Source organism: Sphingobium sp. B11D3A, assembly GCF_025961695.1.
In the GTDB taxonomy this organism is placed as follows: Bacteria; Pseudomonadota; Alphaproteobacteria; order Sphingomonadales; family Sphingomonadaceae; genus Sphingobium.
On record NZ_JAOQOE010000001.1, the window covers coordinates 69,496 to 89,865 of the forward strand.

Here is a 20,370-nt window from a genome sequence, read left to right on the forward strand (position 1 = left end):
CAATAATGGAAAAATCTGCAACATTTTATTGAGCGGGCATGCTCCCGCCAGCGTCCCAAATGGAAACGGCGCCGACCGAAGTCAGCGCCGTTCCAGCTTTTCAAGGATGATGAAGATCGTGGCCGTCAGGCGAAGGCGACGGTCTTCGCGCGGCGACGCATCGCCAGACCGGTCAGGCCCAGGCCCATGATCATCATCGCCCAGGTGGAAGGCTCGGGCACGGGCACCAGATTGAGGTTGCCGTTGAAGGTGCCGAGGTGGATCTCGCCGCCATTGCCATCAGTATAGCGCCCGACCACGACCGAACCTTCGATCGGGGTGTGGATCAGCAGGCTGGCGCTGGGCGCCAGGACCGAGCCATAAAAGATGTTGCCGGAGAAGTTGAGCGTCTCCGCGTTCACGAAGTTCCAGATGACCTGCTGGTTGTTCGCCTGGTTGGCGCCGTTGGAGTTGAAGCCCAGGTTCACATCGGTGCCGAACACATTGATGATGACCGGCGTCGTGCCCGAGAAGTTGTACTTCAGGCTGTTGATCGATGCGAAGTCGGCCGCATTGAAGGAGAACAGCGCATAGCCGGCGCCATTATCCACGGCGTTCAGCGTCATGGCCGTGCCGGTGATGTCGAAGCCGCTCGGGTTGCTCGCCATGTTGAGCGAGGCGAGCGCGGTCGAGAGCGCGCGCACATCGTCGGAGACCTTGGTCACGGTCGCCGTGATGGGTGCCGAGACCGAGGCCGCATAGCCGGAATTGCCGGAGGCGAGATTGAAGTTGCGCGTGCCGCCGTTGAAATTGCCCGACGCCGTGCCGCCGACATTCAGCGTGCCGCCACTCTGGTTGATCGTCCCGCCGGAGAAGCTGCCGCCGATCGTATAGACGTCGCCATTGCCGATGTTGGGATTGCTGCCCGTGAAGTTGCCGCCAACCGTCACGGTGCGGGGCGTCGAGTTCATCGTCAGCCAGCTGTTGCTGACATTGCCGGCGACCGAGGCACTGCCGCCGCTGGCGATGGTGCCGACGCCGCCATTGGATCCGTTATGCACCTTGATGTCGGCATTGGAGATATTGCCGCCTACTGTCAGAACGGGAATACCGGCATTCTTTGTCTGGCCCTGGCTCGAATTGCCGATGCCGACTTGGCTCGCGCCGGTCAGGTTTCCGCCGACCAGCATTTTGCCCTCGACATCATGCTTCAGGTTCACGTCACCCAGCACGATGAGATTATAGTTCTTGAGCGCTTCAAGGCCCGCAGCGGCATCGCCGGATGCGAGGGCGGGGGCGCTGGCAAACGCGGCGAGGCCGAGCGCGATGGCAAGGGACGAACGCTTGAGCATGAAACAGGTCTCCGTCGGTGCGGGATGGCGAAAGATGAACGGCCTTTATACCATTTGTCAGAGCGTTGAAGCGTTCATCTTGTACGTCGAAAGCCGTGTCCGGTTTTGGTACAGACGAGCAGGTGGCCGTTAATGGCCCTCCGGCGCGATGCTGTTGAAGTCTTCAATGATCACCGCAGCCTGCGGATCGATGGTCGTCCAGCCGGCTTGCCGGCCCCGAGTCCAGGTCCGCTGCCGCTTCTGATAGGCGATGGTCTGCTGGAGGATGGCCGCCCGTGCCGTCGCCAGGTCGATTTGGCCCGCCAACATCGCGGCGAGTTCCCGAACGCCGAGTGCGCGCAGCACCGGTCGATCTTGCGGAATGTCACGGCGAACGAGCGCTTTGACCTCCTCGATGGCGCCATGCGCGAGCATGAGGTCCAGCCGTTGCTCGGCGCGTTCGGCGAGCACCTCGCGCGGGAGCATCACCACCGCGCCGTGAATGCGCATGTGTCCCGCAAGGCCGCCTTCGCGCCGGGCCTGCCATTGGGGGAGCGGCGTCCCGGTCGAGCGGACGACCTCCAGCGCGCGCGCGACGCGCGAGGTATCCGCCAGATTGAGTCGCCCTGCGCTGATTGGGTCTTCCAGTTCCAGCGCGGCATAGCTTTGCGCCACCGGCAGCGCGCGCACGGCCTCGCGGATCGCGGGGTCGATCGCCGGCACCGGTGCGATGCCATGCAGCAGCGTGTGCAGATAAAGCCCGGTGCCGCCCACGAGAATGGCCGGAACACCCTTTGCATGGGCGGCGTCGATTTCCGCCTTGGCCTCCTGCGCCCAGCGCGCGGCCGAGCAATCCTCCATGCCGTCGATATGGCCGAAGAGGCGGTGCGGGGCTTGCGCGAGATCCTCCTCGGGCGGGCGGGCGGTCAGCACATTGAGGTCCGCATAGACCTGGCTGGCATCGGCATTGATGATGATGCCGCCCGTCGCCCGCGCGAGCCGCATTGCGACTGCGCTCTTGCCGCTGGCGGTCGGCCCGGCAATAAGCGCGACCGGCGGCCGCTCCCGGTCGCGCATTTCGGGCAGGGAATCAGGATCAGGCATGGCTGGCGGCATTTCGGACGGACGGGACATGATTGCGACCTTAGTCGCGCATGACGGACTTGGGCAGGGGGACGTGACCGCCGCGCGCGATGCGCTGGCGCAGGCGGGTCTCGATGTCGCCGCGCCGGTCTGGATCGAGGCGGGTGAGGCTGTGGACCTGCCGTTCGCCGGCGACCGGGCCGTTGCGCGCGCGGCGCTGGAAGCGCTGGCGCCGCCCGCCGACCTGTTCGTGCTCGCGGCGGCGAACCGCGACTGCCGTCTGTTCGTGGCGGATATGGATTCGACGATGATCACCGTCGAGTGCATCGACGAGCTGGCCGATTATGCAGGGCTCAAGGACGAGATCGCGGCGGTCACAGAGCGAGCAATGCGCGGGGAACTGGATTTCGCGCAGGCGCTGACCGGGCGGGTCGCGCTGCTCAAGGGTCTGGACGCGACCATGATCGATCGCTGCCGTGCCGAGCGGGTGCGGCTGATGCCTGGCGCCCGGGCCCTGGTGCAGACCCTGCGGTCGCGCGGCGCACGCACGATCCTGGTGTCCGGCGGCTTCGTGCCGTTCGCGCAGCCGGTCGCGCAGGAGATCGGGTTCGATGTCGCCATTGCCAACACCCTGCACATCGCGGACGGCAAGCTTGCCGGCACGGTCGGCGAACCGATTGTCGATGCCGCACGCAAGCGCGCCGAACTGCTCGGGGCGGCGCAACAGGGCGGATTGGCGCCCGCGCAGTCCATCGCCATCGGTGACGGCGCGAACGATATTCCGATGATCGAGGCGGCCGGGCTAGGCGTTGCCTACCATGCCAAGCCCAAGACGCGCGCCGCTGCCGATGCCGCCATCGAGCGGGGTGACCTCAGCGTTCTGCTGCATGCTTTGGGCATCGCTCGGGCGCAGTGGGTGACGGGTTAGCCCTGTCTCTCCTGCGGCCGGCAGCGCACTTAACCGAATCTTAGAGGGAAGCGTGAGATTTCCTTGCCCGATCCATGATCGAGCGGGGGAATGTCGTGCGGATATTGGCGCTAGCATCTCAGAAGGGCGGTTCGGGAAAGACCACGCTATCTGGCCATCTTGCGGTTCAGGCGCAGCGCGCTGGCGCGGGGCCGGTCGTCCTTATCGATATCGATCCGCAGGGTTCGCTCTCCGATTGGTGGAACGAGCGCAGCGACGATTATCCCGCCTTTGCCCAGACAAGCGTCGCGCGTCTCGCCGGCGATCTTGAGGCGCTGCGCCAGCAAGGGTTCAAGCTGGCGGTCATCGATACGCCGCCCGCCATTACCATGGCCATTCAGAGCGTCATCGGCGTCGCCGAGCTGATCGTGGTGCCGACCCGGCCCAGCCCCCACGATCTGCGTGCCGTGGGCGCGACGGTCGACCTGTGCGAGCGCGCCGGCAAGCCGCTTATCTTCGTGGTCAATGCGGCAACGCCGCGGGCGCGCATCACCTCGGAAGCCGCGATTGCGCTTTCGCAGCACGGCACGGTGGCACCGGTCACCATTCACCAGCGCACCGATTTTGCCTCCTCGATGATCGATGGGCGCACGGTGATGGACTTCGATCCCAAGGGACGCTCGGCGCAGGAGGTCGAGCAGCTCTGGAGCTATGTGGCCGATCGGCTCGAGCGGAATTTCCGGCGGACAGTGTTTTCGCCCAGCCATGTCGCAGCGGCGATGTCGCGCCAGACCGGCTTCGGGCGTCGGGTGGTGCAGGGATGAATCGCGATAATTCCATGACCGAGCCGCGCCCTGCGGCATCGCTGACCGCGAGCCTGCTCGCGCGGCGGGGCACTGCGCGCCCGGCCATGCGTCGCCCGGCGGTGCCGGGTCTTTCGACCGCCCCGACCGTCCATGATGACCTTGGCTGGAATGACATGGGGGAGGGCGCTGCCCCCCACATGCTAGCGTCGGCCAACGGGACGGACGCTGCGGTGCCGATCAACGCCAATGTGTCCGTGGCTGAGAGCGACCCGGCGCCGGTCTCCCCGGCCAAGCAGCAGATGCTGGCTCTCGCCGAGCAAATCAGCCTGCGCGTCACGCCGCCGAAAGTCCCTTCCAAGCGCCCGGCCAGTCTGGCGGGCGTCGGCCGCAAGGCGGCGTTCACGCTGCGGATCGATAGCGAGAGGCACCTGCGCCTGCGCCTGCTGAGCGCGGTCTCGAAGCGCTCCGCCCAGCAGCTTCTCATCGAGGCGCTGGATCAGATGATTGCCGCCGACGCGCATGTGCAGGCGCTCGCCGAAGAGATTGAATCCAGCTCGGGACTGGAGGCGTGAAGCATATGGCGCGCTCCGTAAAAATGCCTTTGCTGCTGGTGACGGTGGCGCTCTCCAGCGTGACGCTGGGCGGCTGCGCACAGCTGGGTCTCCAGTCCCATAGCGCGCGCGCGACGCCCTCGGTTGCGCAACTTTCGCCCAAGATCGAGTCAGCGCTCGCGGATCGCAAGTTCGCCCGCGCGCTCGACCTTGCCGAGGCGCTGGTCGCCGCCGACCCGGCTACTGCAGGCCATCGCGTCTTGCTGGGCCGTGCCTATCTCGCCAATGGCCGCTATCGCTCGGCACAGGCGGCGTTTACGGACGCCATGGCGCTGGGCAACAGCGATGTCCGCACGATCATCAGCCTGGCCTTGTGCGAGACCGCGCTGGGCAATGACAGCACGGCCCAGGCTTTGCTCGCCGACAACGCTGCCACGCTGCCCGCCTCGGACTATGGTCTCGCCATGGCCATGGCTGGCGACGTGCAGGAGGGCGTGCGCGCGCTCGTTTACGCCGCGCGCCAACCCGACGCCTCGGCACAGACACGACAGAACCTCGCCTTTGCCTTGGCGCTGGGTGGCGCCTGGGGGCAGGCACGGCTGATCGCCGGGCAGGATCTGTCCTCCAAAGAGGCCGAGCAGCGCATCGGGCGCTGGTCTCAGGCCGTGGCGCAGGCTGAACCCGGCGCGCGGGTGGCTGCCCTGACTGGGGTTGCGCCCCGTGCCGACGATGCCGGGATGCCGTCTCGCCTCGCGCTGCGCAGCTTCGAGCTTCCCGCCGTTGCGGAACGGGCACCTCCAAAGGACGTCGCCCCGTCGCCGGCGAAGACGGCTGAAGCGGCTGCACCTGCGGCAGCGGCCGATGCTGAGCGCGCAGCATCCGCCGTTCAATCGGTCGCGATCCCGCCCTCGAGCCGGTCCTCAGACCCGGCTGGTCCGGCAAAAGCCGATTCTCCCATCGCGTCCCCGGCGAACGCGCCCTACGGCGCGCCGTCCGCCGAAATCCTCTCAGCAGCGCCTTTACTGGTCCTGGAGCCAGCGCCAAGGGCGCCCGACATCGCTCAGATGGCCTTTGCGCCGGCTGCATCCAGCCCGTCGATGGGGGTGAAGATCGCCGCCGCGTCTCGCGCGGTGCCGGTCCTGCCGGCCAGGCCGGGTCGCGCTTCGGGCGACTGGGTGATCCAACTCGGCGCCTTCGACAGCGCAACGATGGCGCGAGTGAAGTGGCAGGATATGCGCCGCAACCCGCATCTGGCTGGCTATCGCGAGATCGTTGCCGCCGCGAGCGTCAATGGGCGCACCTTCCATCGCGTGGCGGTGGGTGGCTTTGCCAGCCGGGGCGCGGCCGGTTCCCTGTGCCAAACTTTGCGCGGCGAGGGGCAGGCTTGTTACGTGCGCCGCGATGACAGCAATGCATCGCGCATGGCGCGCGCTGGCGCCCCGGCCGGCGGGTCGCAATTCGCATCGCGGTGATGGGGCCGGTGGGCGATCCGCTCAGCGGATCACGCCGCCTTTCATGATCATCCGCGCCCGGCCCTGAACCGGCAGCTTGTCGAACGGCGTATTGCCGGCCGCTGCTGCCATTTTGGCCGAATCGACGATCCAGGGTGTGTCAGGTGCGATGAGGATGAGGTCCGCCGGCGCGCCCGGCGCCAGCCGTCCCGCATCGAGGCCGAGGATCGCGGCGGGATTGGCCGCGAGCAGGGCCATCATCCGGGTTTCGGTCATCTTGCCTTCACGCACCAGATTGAGCGCGAGCGGGAGCAGTGTCTCGGCGCCGGCGATGCCGGGCAGGGCGTCCGCGAAGGGCAGGCGCTTGTCTTCCGGGCCGCGCGGATCGTGGCCCGAGCACAGCACGTCGACGGTGCCATCCGCGACCGCCTCGATCGTGGCAAGCCGGTCCCGCTCATCGCGCAGTGGCGGGGAGAGGCGTGCGAAGGTGCGGAAATCGCTCACCGCCGCATCGTTGAGGAAGAGGTAGGAGGGGCTGGTGCCGCAGGTCACCTTCAACCCTTCGGCCTTGGCCGCGCGAATGAGCGCGAAGCCGGCCGCAGTGGTGACGAGGCGGACATGCAGGCGTGCGCCCGCCTCCCGCGCCAGCGCGATATCCCGCGCAATGGCCATCGCTTCGGCGCTGGCGGGGGCGCTGGGCAGGCCGAGGCGCGAGGCCGTTTCGCCATCCGTCGCCACGGCATTGGCCGTCAGGCCGCCATCCTCGGCATGGGTAATGACCACCAGGTCGAGCGCAGCGGCATAATGCAGGACGCGCAGCATCACGCCCGAGTCGGCTATCCAGCGCCGGCCGGTCGCGATGGCGCGGGCGCCAGCAGACTTCATCAGCGCCATTTCCGCCAGTTCGCGCCCCTCCAGCCCGCGCGTCGCGGCGCCGAGCGGATGTACCCAGAAGTCCGGCTTGCCGGCCCGAGCGGCGTGCTGGATCAGCCCCGGCTCATCGAGAACGGGCGACTGGTCCGGCATCAGCGCGGCGCGGGTGATGCCGGCGAAGTGGAAGGCCGGCTTGTCGGTGCGGAACACGCCCAGATCGATGATGCCCGGCGCGAGGATCATGCCCTTGGCATCGACGATTTCGGCGCCGTCAGGCACCTTTACCACGCCGACCGCTGCGATCGCCGCGTCTTCAACGAGCAGCGTGCCTTCGGAGAGGGCGCTGGCGGTCGGATCGCACAGGCGTGCGTTGATGATCGCGGTCAGGCCCATCCTTCGACTCCCCGGGCTGTGCGGGTGAGGACATCGAGGCAGGCCATGCGCATAGCGACCCCCATCTCGACCTGCTCGGTGATCGCCGAGCGATCCGGATCGTCGGCCACGCTGCTGACAATTTCCACGCCTCGGTTCATCGGGCCGGGGTGCATGATGATCGCGTCCGGCTTGGCGCGCTTCAGCCGCTCGGGCGTGAGACCATAGAGCGCGTGAAATTCGCGGGCCGAGGGGATGAAGGCCCCGTCCATCCGCTCATTCTGAATGCGCAGCATCATCACCACATCCGCACCTTCCAGCGCGGCGTTGAAGTCATGGAACGGTGTAACCCGATAGCGTTCCACCGCAGGCGGCATCAGCGTCGGCGGCGCACACACCCGCACTTGCGCGCCCAAGGCCGTGAGGCAGAGCATGTTGGAGCGGGCGACACGACTGTGGAGAATATCGCCGCATATCGTGACGATCAGCCCCTCGAAGCTGCCTTTGCGCCGCCTTATGGTCAGCGCGTCGAGCAGCGCCTGCGTCGGGTGCTCGTGGCGGCCATCGCCGGCATTGAGCACGGGGCAATCCACCATGTCGGCGATCAACTGCACGGCGCCCGAACTCATATGACGGATCACCATCACGTCGGCGCGCATCGAGTTGAGCGTCACGGCGGTATCGATGAGCGTCTCGCCCTTCTTCACGCTCGATTGGGCGGCGTGCATGTTCACCACGTCCGCGCCCAGCCGCTTGCCCGCAACCTCGAAGGAGAGCAGCGTGCGCGTGCTGTTCTCGAAGAAGGCGTTCATCTGCGTGAGGCCGGCGAGGCGCCCATCATGCTTGCGGCTGCCGGCACGGTTGAGCGAGGCCCATTGCTCGGCTTCATCCAGCAAAAAGCGGATTTCATGCGGCGCCAGATTGGCGATTCCCACCAGATGCCGGTGCGGGAAATTGTCCCGGCCGATGAGGCCGGTGGCGGGAGAGGGCGATATTGTCATTAAAGCGCCTCGTTAGTGGAGCGGCGGGGCGGACTCAAGCGCTGATGTATCAGCTCGGGGTTGTCCAGGCATTGAGATCGAGCAGGATGATGAGCGCGCACTGGGCGGCGGCGATGAGGAACAGCGCGCGGGAGAAGTCCCGCTTGCGGGTCTTGTGCCGGAAAAGTCGCATGGCGAGCCAGGCGCCAATCGTCCCGCCGATCGCCGCCAGGGTCAGCAGATCGCGCTCGCGCATGCGCGGTCCCCCGGCAATGGCGCGCTGCTTGTCATGGCGGAAGGCGGCGAGGGTGATGAGGTTGATCAGCACCAGCCAGCCCCAGATGATGTGCGTTTCCGTCATGCGCCGGTCAGCCCATCGTCAGGCCGTCAATGGCCCCCTGCAGGATGAGGGCGGCGGCGTGGGCGTCGATCTTTTCAGCGCGCTTGGCCCGGCTCATGTCCTGCGCGATCATCGCCCGTTCGGCCGCGACGGTCGACCAGCGCTCATCCCAGAGCAGCACCGGCAGGCCGAGCACCGCGATGTTGCGGGCAAAGGCGCGGGCGGCCTGGCTACGCGGACTTTCGCTGCCATCCATGTTGAGCGGCAGGCCGATAACGAGGCCCTTGACCGACTGCTGGGCGATGAACTGGGCGAGCACATCCCGGTCCTTGCTGAACTTGCCGCGCTTGTGCGTGTGCGCGGGGCTGGCAATGCTCCAGCCGGCATCGCACAGGGCAAGGCCGATGGTCTGGGTGCCAAGGTCCATACCGAGCAGGCGTCCACCCGCCGGCAGCGCCTGCGCGAAGGACGCCTTGTCGAGCGTGATCAGCGTTTCCCCGACCATCAGCGGTGCCATGCCGCCAGTCGGCCGAGCGCATCGGCACGGATGTTCGCCCAGAACAGGGGATAGTCGTAGACGTGGTAATTGTTGCCCGGGAGCACGAAGGTGCCGAGCTTGGGCGCGCTGTCCAGCATCAGGAAGCCACGGCCAGCGCAGCGCGCGCCGATCTCGCCGGGCGTGAGCAGCACGGTCGACGCCGCCTCGCCATCACCGCGCAGCACGCCCAGATTGGCATCGCCCGGCGCATCGGGCGCCGCGCCGCCATTGAGCGGATTGGTGCACAGCATGGCCGACCCGGCGCGCGATTGGCCGTCCAGTCCGCGCTCGCGGTCGAACGACGCTTCCACGGCTGACGTGTCTGCCGGCGCGGCAAAGCTCTGCCAGCTCAGCACGCAGCCGGTCGTGCCCGGCCCCGTGCAGGCGGGCAGGCCGAGAGCGGGCAGATCATGCTCTACGGAGACTGGCCAGCCGACGACATAGGCCGCGACCAGCCGCGCCTTGAGTGCAGTGTTGCCCGCTTCCTCATGGAGCAGCCGCAGCAGGTGGCGACTGCCCTGACTGTGCGCGGCAAGGATGATCGGCCCTTGCGGATTGGCGGCGAGGAACTGTGCGAAGGCGGCCTTCACGTCCGCATAGGCTCGCTCAAGCGCCAGCGCGGCGTCCGCCTTTTCGGTGAGGAAGGCACCGAACACGGCCTGCCGGTAGCGCGGCGCCCAGATATCGCCCGCCGCTGCGAAAGCGCTGGCCTGAATGCGCACGAACCGCGCGGCCTGCGCTTTTGCGATGCGGTCGTTGATCGGCGCGTTCCAGTGGAGCGTTTCGAACGAGCTGGTGGGGTGGACGAAGAAGATCGCCGCTTTCTGGGCTGGGACCGCCTCTGCGAGTTTCGCGGCCGGTTGCCAGCGGGCAGGGTCGTCGCGGCGCCCGTCCGGCCGGCTGATCCATCCATCGCCACCTGAATAGAAATTCGCGGGCAGGGCAGGCGGTTCGCTGAACCCGACATGCGGCACCAGCGCGCTCTGCATCAGCCGGGGGCCGAAGAAGGAGAAGGCGATCATTCCCGCGATTGCCAGGGCTGTGAAAAACGCGACGACATACAGGAACTTCCGGGCCAAAGGGGCACGACTCCATCTCTGTGGCAAGCTGGGCAGTGGCATGGCTCATGCCCGCTTGGGTTGCGCGAGGCAAGCGAAGGCAGCAGGCGAAGCTCCAACAGGCGAAGGTCCAATTTGCCTTGCGAGCGGATCGTGATAGGTCGGACCGGTTCAGGAACGGACGCGGCGGGGAGCAGGATGATGGCCAGCAACGCATCGACGGCGCAGACGGTATGGCCGCTGCGCACCTGGGTGCTGTGTGTGCTCGGCGCGCTTGTCGGTCTGGCGATCGACCGGTTTTCCGATCCCGCGCCCATCGAGCCCGAGTTTCTGCGGCGGGTGATCGCGGCGCTGCCCATGTTCCTTTCGACCGCCGCGCTCGCCTTTGGCCTCAGTTGGCGCCGGCGGCGACCGGTCGCGGCTCTTGTCGTGGCACTGATCTGCGGCCTCATTGGCGGCGGCGTCTTCCTGTGGAACGGGGTGCCCGGCCACGGATCGAGCGTCGATCTCTGGCATCTCGTCTGCGGCGCCATCGCGGCGGCTGCGCTGCTGGTGCTGTTTCAGGCAGCGCAGGACCGCAGTCTGGCCGGTGGCGCGCCCTCTGCGCCGGCCGGTGTGTTGCCGCGCGCCGTACGGGCCTGGTCGCGCCAGGCCATCCATTATGAGGATGTTCACGGCCATTTGTGGACGAATGCGCTGCTGATCGGCGCAAGCGCGCTGTTCATGCTGCTCAGCTTCGGCATCGCCCATTTGCTGGCGCAGATGTTCATGCTGGTGAAGCTCCCGTTCCTGCGCGATGCCCTGCGCGAGTCTGCGGTGGTCGCCATGCTGTGCGGTGCCGCCTTCGGTGCGGCGCTCGGGCTGTTGCAGGATCGCGGGGCGATCATCGCCGCCTTGCAGCGCGTGGCCATGCTGGTGCTGCGCGTGCTGGCGCCGGTGGTGGCGCTGGCGATCGGCATCTTCCTGGCGGCCTTGCCTGTTACCGGCCTGGCGCCGCTCTGGGCGACGGGCGGCACGACGCCGATCATGCTGGCCGGAGCGGTGCTGGCGCTGTTTCTCGCCAATGCGGTGGTGGGCGACACGGCACTTGAGGAAACCCGCTCGGTGTTGCTGGGCGCCAGCGCGGCGGCGCTCGGCCTGTTCCTGCTGCCGATGGTGGGTATAGCGGTCTTCTCCTCGGGCCTGCGCATCCATCAGCATGGCCTGACGCCGGAGCGGCTGTGGGCGCTGGCCTTTCTGGCCGTGGCGAGCATCACCGCCATTGCCTATGCCGTCGCCATCCTCGGTGCACGCGGCTGGTTTGCGCGGCTGCGGCGGACCAATCGCATGCTCGTATTCGTGATCGCCGGTATTGCGCTACTGCTCTCCACGCCGATCTTCGGCTTCGAGCGGATCGCGACTGCGCACCAGCTCCAGCGCCTCGCGGGCGGGCAGGTGGCGCCGGACAAGTTCGATTACCGTGCCTTGTGGTTCGATTTCGGGCCGGAGGGGCGTGCCGCGATTCGACGGCTGGCGAGTGGCTCGGCCGACGCGACGATCCGCCGTCATGCCGCCGAGACGATGAAGCTGACCGACCGCTGGGCTGTGCCGCCTATGGTCGTCGCCGCGCGCAGTGGCGAATTGCTGGACGAGCGGCTGACGATCCTGCCCATCCCGGTCGAATTGCCGCCAGCGCTGCGCAAGCGGCTGCTGCAATATGATGCCTGCGAGGAGGCCGGCCCGTGCCTGTTGCATTATGTACCGGGCGAGGATCTGGCGATCGTTGTGAAGCTGCCCGCTCCGGAATGCGGCGATTGTGCCCCAACCGTGCGCCTCATCCGGCAGGAGAATGGCGAATGGAGCAATGAGAGCCGCTATCTTGCCCAAGGCGATGCCGCTCGCCGGCTCGTCGCGCAGATCCGCGCCGGCGCCGTGGACCTCCGCCCCGTGATGGCGCGACAGCTCTACATCGGTGGCGAACCGGTCGGCGAACCGCTGTCGACGGCCGCCAATGGGGCCGAAACGGCGGAAGCGCCTTGATGACCGCCGGAGCCAGTGCTAGCGCGCGCTCCCATGAGCGTAGACCTGACAACCGTAAAAAAGATCGCCAGCCTCGCGCGCCTCGCTGTCAGCGAGGATGAAGCGCAGGCGTTGGTGCCCGAACTCAACGGCATTCTCCACTGGGTGGAGCAGCTGGGCGAAGTGGACGTGACCGGCGTCGAGCCGATGACCGCCGTCATCCCCAACACGCTGCGCCTGCGCGAGGACGCCGTGACCGACGGCAATGTCCGCGACAAGGTGCTGGCCAATGCGCCTCAGGCCGAACATGGCTTTTTCGCGGTGCCGAAGGTGATCGAATGATGACGGGACGGCATCATTCGATCATCCCGGACAGCCGCGTAGCGGCGACCGATCCGGGATCCAGAAACGAGAGACTCAACAAGCAGCCCTTCGACAAGCTCAGGGCGAACGGAGCGGGATCGTGACCGATCTGACCAACTTCACTGTCGCGCAGATCCGCGATGGCTTCCGTGCCGGCGAGTTCTCCGCGCGGGAAGTCGCCGAGGCGTTTAACGCCAACGTCGCCGCCGCCAAGGCGCTCAACGCCTTCATCGTCGAGACGCCCGAGCATGCGCTGGCTGCTGCCGATCAGGCGGACAAGGACCGCGCCGCCGGTACGCTCAAGCCGCTTTCCGGCGTGCCCATCGGCATGAAGGACCTGTTCTGCACCGAGGGCGTGCAGACGACCGCCGCCAGCCACATGCTGGAAGGCTTCACGCCGACCTACGAGTCCACCGTCTCGCGGAAGCTGTGGGATGCCGGCGCAGGCATGCTCGGCAAGCTCAATCTCGATCAGTTCGCCATGGGCTCTTCCAACGAGACGAGCTATTTCGGCAATGTGATCTCGCCCTGGCGGCGCAATGACGGCAGCAATGCCGCGCTGGCGCCGGGCGGTTCCTCGGGCGGCAGCTCGGCGGCGATTGCCGCGCGGCTCTGCCCGGCGGCGACGGGCACGGATACCGGCGGGTCGATTCGCCAGCCTGCGGCCTTCACCGGCATTTCCGGCATCAAGCCGACCTATGGCCGCTGCTCGCGCTGGGGCATCATCGCCTTTGCCAGCTCGCTCGATCAGGCCGGGCCGATGGCGCAGGACGTGCGCGACTGCGCGATCCTGCTCGAGAATATGGCCGGCTTTGACGCGAAGGACTCCACTTCGCTCGACCTGCCAGTGCCGCAGTGGGAAGCGGGATTGTCCAGCGATCTCAAGGGCAAGCGCATCGGTATTCCCAAGGAGTATCGCGTCGAGGGTCTCGATGCCGATGTGGCGCGGGTGTGGGATGATGGCATTGCCTGGCTGAAGGATGCCGGCGCCGAGATCGTCGAGGTCTCGCTCCCGCACAGCAAATATGCCCTGCCGGCTTATTACATCATCGCTCCGGCGGAAGCCTCGTCCAATCTCGCGCGCTATGATGGCGTGCGCTATGGCCTGCGCGATCTGCCCGATGGCGCAAACCTGCAGGACATGTATGCCGCGACCCGCGCCGCCGGTTTCGGCCCCGAGGTCAAGCGCCGCATCATCATCGGCACCTATGTGCTCTCGGCGGGCTTCTACGACGCTTATTACACGCAAGCGCAGAAGGTGCGGGCGCTGATCGCGCAGGATTTCGCCAAGGCTTTCGAGGCCTGCGACGTCATCCTTGCGCCCACCGCGCCCAGCGCGGCCTTCGGTCTCGGCGAGAATGTCGACGATCCGCTGAAAATGTATCTGAACGACGTGTTCGCGGTGCCGGCCTCGCTGGCGGGTCTCCCCGCCATGTCCGTGCCCGGCGGGCTCAGTAAGGACGGGCTGCCGCTCGGCCTGCAGATCATCGGCCCGGCCTTCAATGAGCAATCCGTGCTGAATGCCGGCTTTGCCATCGAGCAACGGGCGGGCTTCACCGCCCGGCCTGAGGCGTGGTGGTAAGTGTTTCGTGCTCCTGCGCAGGCAGGAGCCCAGGGCAGCCAAGGGCTGCACTCCCCTGGATTCCTGCCTTCGCGGGAATACTGTAAGGACTGAAGAATGACTGAGACGAGCTATCGCATTCGTGGCGCCACCGGGGACTGGGAGGTCGTCATCGGCCTTGAGGTTCACGCGCAGGTGGTGAGCCAGGCCAAGCTGTTCTCCGGTGCGGCGACGGCCTTCGGCGCGGAGCCGAACACGCAGGTGAGCCTTGTCGATGCCGCGATGCCCGGCATGCTGCCGGTGCCCAATCGCGAGTGCATCCGTCAGGCAGTGCGCACCGGCCTTGCGATCAATGCGCAGATCAACAAGTGGAGCCGGTTCGACCGGAAGAATTATTTCTATGCGGACTTGCCGCAGGGCTACCAGATTTCCCAGCTTTATCATCCGCTTGTCGGCGAAGGTTCGCTGACGATCGAAGCCGACGAGAAGGCCGGCATTCCCGCCGACAAGGCCATTGGCATCGAGCGCATCCATGTCGAGCAGGATGCCGGCAAGCTGATGCACGATCAGCACCCGACGCGCTCCTATGTCGATCTCAATCGTTCGGGTGTGGCGCTGATGGAAATCGTCAGCCGCCCGGACATGCGCTCGCCTGCCGAGGCCGGGGCCTATCTGCGCAAGCTGCGGGCGATCCTGCGCTATGTCGGCTCGTGCGATGGCAATATGGAGGAGGGCTCCATGCGCGCGGACGTGAACGTCTCCGTGCGCAAGTTCGGCGAGGAATTCGGCACGCGGACCGAGACGAAGAACGTCAATTCCGTGCGCTTCGTCATGCAGACCATCGAATATGAAGCCCAGCGGCAGGTCGACGTAATCGAAGGCGGCGGGCGGATCGTGCAGGAAACGCGCCTGTTCAATCCGGACACCGGCACGACGCGGTCGATGCGCTCCAAGGAAGACGCGCATGATTATCGCTACTTCCCTGACCCGGACCTGCTCCCGCTGGTGCTGGAGGACAGCTTCATCGAGGATTGCCGGCACTCGCTGCCCGAACTGCCGGATGCCAAGCGCACCCGCTATGTCGAGGTGCTGGGGCTCTCCGAGTACAACGCCCGCGTGCTGACCGCGGAGGCGGAAACGGCCCGCTGGTTCGAGGCTCTGCTCGCGGAAAGCGCGCGCATCCAGAAGAAGAGCGAGGGTGAGGTGGCCAAGGCCAGCGCCAACTGGCTGCTCTCCGAGCTTTACGGTGCGCTCAATCGCCTCGGCAAGACGCTGGAAGACAGCCCGGTCAACCCCGAGCGCGGCGCGGAATTGCTCGCCTTGGTGGCCGATGGCACGATTTCGGGTAGCATCGCCAAGCAGGTGTTCGAGATCATGCTCGAAACCGGCGAAGCGCCTGCCGAGATTGTCGAGACGCGCGGTCTCAAGCAGACCACGGATACTGGTGCGATCGAGGCGGTCGTCGCGAAGATTCTCGCGGACAATGCTGATAAGGTCGAACAGTATAAGGCCGGGAAGGAAGCGCTGTTCGGATTCTTCGTCGGTCAGACGATGAAGGCCATGCAGGGCAAGGCCAATCCGCAGATGGTCAACGAACTGATCAAGAAGGCACTGGGCTGATCGCATCCCGGCCGCGCCTCCATTAGGCGGGCCGGGATGCTGAGATCAGTAGCTCAGATCAGTCTGGCGGCGGCGCGATGGTCGGCAGTTCGTCGGGACCGCGGCCGGGCTCGTCAATATTGGGCGTTTCTGGCGCGATTTCCGGCGGTTCGCGAAACGGCGTCTCGTCCGGCGATTCCATGGGCGGAAGCTCGTCAGGTGACTGCGGGGTGATGGTATCGGGGGGCGGAATTTCCGGCTGGCTGGCCATGGCTTTGCGTCCTTTCGTTTGCTCTTTTCAACGGGCGGGGTGAGGGATCGTTCCGGATCGACACGGCAAGGTGCGCACAGCCTTGCCCTTTCCCAGGCTTTGCACTATGGCCCGCCGACCGGCGACCGATGCGGGCGTGGCGAAACTGGTAGACGCGCCAGATTTAGGTTCTGGTATCGCAAGATGTGGGGGTTCGAGTCCCTTCGCCCGCACCAGTTGCGCAGCCTAGCCCCGGTCGTTCCAAGAGATTTCATCCTAGCCTGGAAAGCGTCGAGTTAGAGATATGCAGATTGTCGAGACATTGAATGAGGGCCTCAAGCGCGCCTATACGCTGACCGTCACGGCCAAGGACATCGACGCCCGCGTCGAAGAGGAAGTGAAGTCGATTGCGCCGCAGGTGCGGATGCCCGGTTTCCGGCCCGGCAAGGTGCCTGCCAACCTCGTCCGCAAGATGCACGGCCCGGCCCTGCAGCGCGAGGCGCTGGACAAGTCCATCCGTGAGGGCGTCGAGAAGGTCATCGCCGAGAACAGGCTGCGTCCCGCGATGCAGCCGAGCGTCGAGCTGACGGCCGATTATGAGGACGGCAAGGATGCCGAGGTCAAGGTCGCTCTGGAAATCCTGCCGGAGGTTCCCGCGCCCAAGATCGAGGGCATCAAGCTGGAGCGGCTCGTCGTCGATGTGACCGACGAGCAGATCGACGAGGCGGTTGGCCGTCTCGCCGCGCAGAGCCAGCGTTATGAGGACGCCCCCAAGACCGCCAAGGCGAAGGAAGGCGATCAGGTCGTCATGGATTTCGTCGGCAAGGTCGACGGCGTGCCGTTCGAGGGCGGCACCGGTTCGGACATGGCGATCGCCATCGGCTCGGGCAATCTGATCCCCGGCTTCGAGGATCAGCTGGTTGGCGTGAAGACCGGCGACGAGAAGACCATCAACGTGACCTTCCCCGCCGAATATGGCTCCAAGGAGCTGGCCGGCAAGGATGCGACGTTCGATCTCGTCATCAAAGCGGTCAAGAACCCCGTCGAGAAGCCCGCTGACGACGAATTTGCCAAGCAGCTCGGTCTCGAGAGCCTCGAGAAGCTGCGCGAGCTGTTCAAGGCGCAGATCGAGCAGGAGCACGGCAATCTGACGCGCACCTACATGAAGCGCCAGTTGCTCGATCAGCTGGCTGCCGGCCATGATTTCGAGGTGCCCCCGGGCATGGTCGAGGCCGAGTTCGGCCAGATCTGGCAGCAGCTTGAGCATGAAGCCGGTCACGAGGAAGATCCCGAGGCGGCGCTCAAGGAAATGGAAGCCGACCGCGACGACTATCGCAAGATTGCCGAGCGTCGCGTCCGTCTGGGCCTGCTTCTCTCTGAGATCGGCCAGGCCAATGGCGTGGAGATCACCCAGGCGGAAATGAACCGCCTCGTGGCCCAGGCTGCCCAGCAATATGCCCCGCAGGACCGCGAGCGCTTTGTCGAATATGTCCGCAACGAGCCGATGGCCGCTGCGCAGCTTCGTGCCCCGCTCTATGAAGACAAGGTCGTCGACTATCTCTTCGAGAAGGCGGATGTGAGCGAGCGCACCGTTGCGCGCGCGGATCTGGAAGCAGCGATCGAGAGCGAAGAGGGCGGTCACGTCCACGGGCCGGATTGCGGCCACGATCACAGCCACGACGCCAAGCCGGCCAAGAAGGCTGCCGCCAAGAAGCCGGCTGCCAAGAAGGCTGATGCCGAGGCAGAAGCCGCTCCGGCTGAAGAGGCCAAGGCGCCTGCCAAGAAGGCTCCGGCCAAGAAAGCCGCTGCTGCCAAGGCGGACGAGGGCGACGCGGCTGAGAAGCCGGCCAAGAAGCCCGCTGCCAAGAAGGCCAAGGCTGCCGAGGCCTGAGACCTGACTGCAGATAGCATGAACTGATCAGAAGCGAGCCGGAGCGGGGTACCGTTCCGGCTCGCTTTTTCTTTGGATGCAACGCGCCGGACGAGTGCAGAAGGCGCCGCAGGGCGCTGGGGCCGCAAAAGACCATTGCAACCATGCGATCTGTTGCCATAAGCCCGCAGTCCCATGCATCCAGACCCGTCCAGCCCGATGACAGGCGTGCGCATCGCCGTCCTGCTGCCTTGTTATAACGAGGCGGTCGCCATCGGGCAGACCGTCACCGCGTTCGCGCAGGCCTTGCCGCAGGCGGCCATCTACGTGTTCGACAATAACAGCTCCGATGACAGCGTCGCCGTCGCGCGCGCCGCCGGGGCGATCGTCCACAGCGTGCGGCAGCAAGGGAAGGGCCATGTCGTGCGGCGGATGTTCGCGGACGTCGATGCGGACATCTACGTGCTCGCCGATGGCGATGCGACCTATGATGCGAGCGCGGCGCCGGCGCTGGTCAGCGCGATGCTGGACGGGCCGCTCGACATGGTCGTCGGCGCCCGCAAGTCTAAGGTAGAGGCGGCTTACCGTCCGGGGCACCGGCTCGGCAATCTGCTGCTCACCGGGCTGCTGAGGCAGCTTTTCGGGCGCAGTTTCACCGATATTCTCTCAGGCTATCGGGTGTTCTCCCGGCGGTTCGTCAAGAGCTTCCCGATCCTCTCGGAAGGCTTCGAGATCGAGACGGAGATGTCCGTTCATGCGCTCGAACTACGCATGCCGGTGGGCGAGGTGATGACGGCCTATGCGGCGCGGGCGGAAGGTTCGCTCTCCAAGCTCAACACCTTCCGCGACGGCTGGCGCATCCTGCGCACGATGATCCAGCTCTATCGCGTGGAGCGGCCCTTGTGGTTCTTCGGTTTCATTGCGCTGGTGATCGCGCTGGTTGCCGGGCTGATGGGCGTGCCGGTCATCCTGACCTATCTGGAGACGGGGCTTGTGCCCCGCTTCCCGACCCTCATCACCATCGTGGGGATGGGCGTTCTGTCCGCCCTGTGTCTGCTTACCGGCCTCATCCTCGATACGGTGACGCGCGGCCGGCAGGAAATGAAGCGCCTTGCCTATCTGGCGCATACCGCGCCGGGGATGTCAGCGCGCCGCTGAGAAGCAAAGGGCCGGTTGCGCTTCCGAAAATGAAGGTGAACGGGTTTGTCTAGCCGCCACGGCGCGCGCTAGGGAAGCCCAAAGGGGCAGCACTATATGGATTTGACGAAGGCCAAGCACCGCTATGTCGCGCTCGATAGCCTGCGGGGTGTGTGCGCCTGCATGGTGGTGATGCTCCACTTTCAGACGCAGGGGCGCATTTCCGCGTTACCTATAATCCAGCATGGCTTTCTGTTCGTCGATTTCTTCTTTGTCCTGTCCGGTTTTGTGATCGGCTCCAGCTATGGTGAGAGGCTGCGCGAAGGCTTTTCCGTGCCGCGGTTCATGGCGTTGCGGCTTGGGCGCATCTACCCGCTCCACATCGTCATGCTCATGGTCTTTCTGGCTTTTGAGATTGTGTTCGCTCTTTTTTGGCCGACGCTAGCAAACCGGGAGCCCTTTACCGGCACCCAGTCGGTCGCCGCATTTATCCAGTCGCTGTTCCTGGTTCAGATTTTCTTTGGACCTGATGCGACGCCGTGGAACGGCCCAAGCTGGTCGATTGCTGCGGAACTTTGGACGTACCTTATCTTCGCGCTCCTGCTTCGATATCGTGCGCGCTGGTTGCTGCCGGTCTGCGGGGTGATCGTCATCGGGGCACCGATCTTTCTTGCTCTCAACACCGATCGCTTTCTTAACGTCTTCCACGATGGAGCGCTGGTCCGCTGCCTGTTCGGATTTGCGCTAGGCATGGTGGGCTGGCGGTGCGCCGCTTCAGCTCACGCAATCAGGGTGGCAGGCTGGGTGGACCATCTGATCGAGCTTGTCGTGGTTGCAACTGTCATGATGTTCGTGAGCCTCGCCGGAGCAGGCCCGCTGTCCTTGGCGGCCCCACTGGTTTTCCTCATAAGCGTGCTGGTTTTCGCGCGAGAGAAGGGGATATGCAGCCGCGTCCTCAAACTCGCGCCTTTCGTGCTGCTCGGTACTTTGTCCTACTCGATCTACATGATCCATGGCTTTCTCTATTACCGCTTTTTAAACGGTCTTGCCGTTGCGCAGCGGTTCCTGGGGGTGGATTTGATCGTGCGTGTTGATGGTCACAGTCAGGTTGGAGGCACCGCTTTGTTTGGCGACGGCATGACGTTGCTTTTTGTTGGCATCGTCGTGCTCTGTTCTGTGGTCAGCTATCGGCTTGTAGAGATGCCAGGGCAGCGGTTGGCCCGTCGCTTGGTCAACGGGCGAGATCTGCGTGCGTCACATGGCCCCCCATCTTGAAGTCAGTGCCCAAACGTCCGATGTAGTGGCCGCAGACGGCCAGTAAGA

The 20,370-nt window shown here is 65.7% G+C and carries 19 protein-coding genes and 1 tRNA gene; 12 read left to right on the forward strand and 8 right to left on the reverse strand.

Translation table 11 applies throughout. The features are described from left to right. Window positions 1-125: 125 nt before the first annotated feature. Together M2332_RS00360 and miaA are read right to left on the reverse strand one after the other, a co-directional pair. The gene (locus tag M2332_RS00360) at window positions 126-1,331 is read right to left on the reverse strand and encodes a collagen-binding domain-containing protein (protein ID WP_264572515.1); all 1,206 of its coding nucleotides are present in this window, start codon (window positions 1,329-1,331) and stop codon (window positions 126-128) included. 129 nt (window positions 1,332-1,460) lie between these two features. Continuing rightward, window positions 1,461-2,414: a tRNA (adenosine(37)-N6)-dimethylallyltransferase MiaA gene (gene miaA / locus M2332_RS00365; protein ID WP_264572516.1), complete on the reverse strand. Its 954-nt coding sequence runs from the start codon at window positions 2,412-2,414 to the stop codon at window positions 1,461-1,463. Here miaA and serB point away from each other — a divergent pair. The 4 genes from serB (at window position 2,413) to M2332_RS00385 (ending at window position 6,129) form a co-directional block, all read left to right on the forward strand. Then, on the forward strand, window positions 2,413-3,321 hold the full coding sequence (gene serB / locus M2332_RS00370; protein ID WP_264572517.1) for a phosphoserine phosphatase SerB: 909 nt from the start codon (window positions 2,413-2,415) through the stop codon (window positions 3,319-3,321). The two genes, miaA and serB, sit on opposite strands and share 2 nt — an antisense overlap. A gap of 95 nt (window positions 3,322-3,416) precedes the next feature. Next, window positions 3,417-4,124, forward strand: coding sequence for a ParA family protein (locus tag M2332_RS00375; RefSeq protein ID WP_264574857.1), 708 nt, complete (start codon window positions 3,417-3,419; stop codon window positions 4,122-4,124). A 14-nt stretch (window positions 4,125-4,138) separates the two neighbouring features. Beyond that, window positions 4,139-4,678, forward strand: coding sequence for a hypothetical protein (locus M2332_RS00380; protein ID WP_264572518.1), 540 nt, complete (start codon window positions 4,139-4,141; stop codon window positions 4,676-4,678). Between the two features lie 5 nt (window positions 4,679-4,683). After that, window positions 4,684-6,129, forward strand: a complete 1,446-nt coding sequence (locus M2332_RS00385; RefSeq protein WP_264572519.1) for an SPOR domain-containing protein — start codon at window positions 4,684-4,686, stop codon at window positions 6,127-6,129. A 21-nt stretch (window positions 6,130-6,150) separates the two neighbouring features. Here the strand turns inward: M2332_RS00385 and M2332_RS00390 are convergent, their stop codons facing one another. From M2332_RS00390 to M2332_RS00410, 5 genes are read right to left on the reverse strand one after another with little or no spacing between them, the layout of a single operon-like run. Continuing rightward, window positions 6,151-7,374: a dihydroorotase gene (locus tag M2332_RS00390; protein WP_264572520.1), complete on the reverse strand. Its 1,224-nt coding sequence runs from the start codon at window positions 7,372-7,374 to the stop codon at window positions 6,151-6,153. Then, window positions 7,365-8,354, reverse strand: a complete 990-nt coding sequence (locus tag M2332_RS00395) for an aspartate carbamoyltransferase catalytic subunit (protein ID WP_264572521.1) — start codon at window positions 8,352-8,354, stop codon at window positions 7,365-7,367. Before M2332_RS00395 ends, M2332_RS00390 begins: the two co-directional genes overlap by 10 nt. A 49-nt stretch (window positions 8,355-8,403) precedes the next feature. Next, window positions 8,404-8,694 carry a DUF1294 domain-containing protein gene (locus tag M2332_RS00400; protein WP_264572522.1) on the reverse strand — a complete coding sequence of 97 codons (291 nt, stop codon included), beginning with the start codon at window positions 8,692-8,694 and terminating at the stop codon, window positions 8,404-8,406. A gap of 7 nt (window positions 8,695-8,701) precedes the next feature. Further along, window positions 8,702-9,178 (reverse strand): Holliday junction resolvase RuvX, encoded by a 477-nt coding sequence (gene ruvX / locus M2332_RS00405; protein ID WP_181561379.1) that lies wholly within the window; start codon window positions 9,176-9,178, stop codon window positions 8,702-8,704. After that, window positions 9,178-10,290 (reverse strand): DUF3089 domain-containing protein, encoded by a 1,113-nt coding sequence (locus M2332_RS00410; protein WP_264572523.1) that lies wholly within the window; start codon window positions 10,288-10,290, stop codon window positions 9,178-9,180. The genes ruvX and M2332_RS00410 overlap by 1 nt, the downstream gene beginning before the upstream one ends. Before the next feature lie 180 nt (window positions 10,291-10,470). Here M2332_RS00410 and M2332_RS00415 point away from each other — a divergent pair, with 180 nt between their 5' ends. The 4 genes from M2332_RS00415 (at window position 10,471) to gatB (ending at window position 15,811) form a co-directional block, all read left to right on the forward strand. Next, a complete protein-coding gene (locus M2332_RS00415; protein ID WP_264572524.1) occupies window positions 10,471-12,288 on the forward strand; it encodes a DUF4153 domain-containing protein in 1,818 nt (605 codons plus the stop codon). Window positions 12,289-12,321: 33 nt separating this feature from the next. Next, the gene (gatC, locus tag M2332_RS00420; RefSeq protein ID WP_264572525.1) at window positions 12,322-12,609 is read left to right on the forward strand and encodes an Asp-tRNA(Asn)/Glu-tRNA(Gln) amidotransferase subunit GatC; all 288 of its coding nucleotides are present in this window, start codon (window positions 12,322-12,324) and stop codon (window positions 12,607-12,609) included. Window positions 12,610-12,730: 121 nt separating this feature from the next. Continuing rightward, window positions 12,731-14,212 (forward strand): Asp-tRNA(Asn)/Glu-tRNA(Gln) amidotransferase subunit GatA, encoded by a 1,482-nt coding sequence (gene gatA / locus M2332_RS00425; protein WP_264572526.1) that lies wholly within the window; start codon window positions 12,731-12,733, stop codon window positions 14,210-14,212. Between the two features lie 96 nt (window positions 14,213-14,308). Continuing rightward, a complete protein-coding gene (gene gatB / locus M2332_RS00430) occupies window positions 14,309-15,811 on the forward strand; it encodes an Asp-tRNA(Asn)/Glu-tRNA(Gln) amidotransferase subunit GatB (RefSeq protein ID WP_264572527.1) in 1,503 nt (500 codons plus the stop codon). 58 nt (window positions 15,812-15,869) lie between these two features. Here the strand turns inward: gatB and M2332_RS00435 are convergent, their stop codons facing one another. Further along, window positions 15,870-16,061, reverse strand: coding sequence for a hypothetical protein (locus tag M2332_RS00435; RefSeq protein WP_264572528.1), 192 nt, complete (start codon window positions 16,059-16,061; stop codon window positions 15,870-15,872). A gap of 130 nt (window positions 16,062-16,191) precedes the next feature. On the opposite strand from M2332_RS00435, the gene M2332_RS00440 reads away from it, so the two are divergent. The 4 genes from M2332_RS00440 to M2332_RS00455 all read left to right on the forward strand — a co-directional run bounded on the left by M2332_RS00440 (window position 16,192) and on the right by M2332_RS00455 (window position 20,322). After that, a tRNA-Leu gene (locus tag M2332_RS00440) sits at window positions 16,192-16,276 on the forward strand. Window positions 16,277-16,344: 68 nt separating this feature from the next. Then, a complete protein-coding gene (gene tig / locus M2332_RS00445) occupies window positions 16,345-17,931 on the forward strand; it encodes a trigger factor (RefSeq protein WP_264572529.1) in 1,587 nt (528 codons plus the stop codon). A 174-nt stretch (window positions 17,932-18,105) separates the two neighbouring features. After that, the gene (locus tag M2332_RS00450; RefSeq protein WP_264572530.1) at window positions 18,106-19,068 is read left to right on the forward strand and encodes a glycosyltransferase family 2 protein; all 963 of its coding nucleotides are present in this window, start codon (window positions 18,106-18,108) and stop codon (window positions 19,066-19,068) included. Between the two features lie 96 nt (window positions 19,069-19,164). Further along, window positions 19,165-20,322 carry an acyltransferase family protein gene (locus M2332_RS00455; RefSeq protein WP_264572531.1) on the forward strand — a complete coding sequence of 386 codons (1,158 nt, stop codon included), beginning with the start codon at window positions 19,165-19,167 and terminating at the stop codon, window positions 20,320-20,322. The last annotated feature ends 48 nt before the right edge of the window (window positions 20,323-20,370 follow it).

Coding starts and splice junctions, on each gene's coding strand:
- M2332_RS00360 (WP_264572515.1), bottom strand. CDS start 1,331: ATGCTCAAGCGTTCGTCCCTTGCCATCGCGCTCGGCCTCGCCGCGTTT.
- serB (WP_264572517.1), top strand. CDS start 2,413: ATGGCTGGCGGCATTTCGGACGGACGGGACATGATTGCGACCTTAGTC.
- miaA (WP_264572516.1), bottom strand. CDS start 2,414: ATGCCTGATCCTGATTCCCTGCCCGAAATGCGCGACCGGGAGCGGCCG.
- M2332_RS00380 (WP_264572518.1), top strand. CDS start 4,139: ATGACCGAGCCGCGCCCTGCGGCATCGCTGACCGCGAGCCTGCTCGCG.
- M2332_RS00385 (WP_264572519.1), top strand. CDS start 4,684: ATGGCGCGCTCCGTAAAAATGCCTTTGCTGCTGGTGACGGTGGCGCTC.
- M2332_RS00390 (WP_264572520.1), bottom strand. CDS start 7,374: ATGGGCCTGACCGCGATCATCAACGCACGCCTGTGCGATCCGACCGCC.
- M2332_RS00395 (WP_264572521.1), bottom strand. CDS start 8,354: ATGACAATATCGCCCTCTCCCGCCACCGGCCTCATCGGCCGGGACAAT.
- M2332_RS00400 (WP_264572522.1), bottom strand. CDS start 8,694: ATGACGGAAACGCACATCATCTGGGGCTGGCTGGTGCTGATCAACCTC.
- ruvX (WP_181561379.1), bottom strand. CDS start 9,178: ATGGTCGGGGAAACGCTGATCACGCTCGACAAGGCGTCCTTCGCGCAG.
- M2332_RS00415 (WP_264572524.1), top strand. CDS start 10,471: ATGGCCAGCAACGCATCGACGGCGCAGACGGTATGGCCGCTGCGCACC.
- gatC (WP_264572525.1), top strand. CDS start 12,322: ATGAGCGTAGACCTGACAACCGTAAAAAAGATCGCCAGCCTCGCGCGC.
- gatB (WP_264572527.1), top strand. CDS start 14,309: ATGACTGAGACGAGCTATCGCATTCGTGGCGCCACCGGGGACTGGGAG.
- M2332_RS00435 (WP_264572528.1), bottom strand. CDS start 16,061: ATGGCCAGCCAGCCGGAAATTCCGCCCCCCGATACCATCACCCCGCAG.
- tig (WP_264572529.1), top strand. CDS start 16,345: ATGCAGATTGTCGAGACATTGAATGAGGGCCTCAAGCGCGCCTATACG.
- M2332_RS00450 (WP_264572530.1), top strand. CDS start 18,106: ATGCATCCAGACCCGTCCAGCCCGATGACAGGCGTGCGCATCGCCGTC.
- M2332_RS00455 (WP_264572531.1), top strand. CDS start 19,165: ATGGATTTGACGAAGGCCAAGCACCGCTATGTCGCGCTCGATAGCCTG.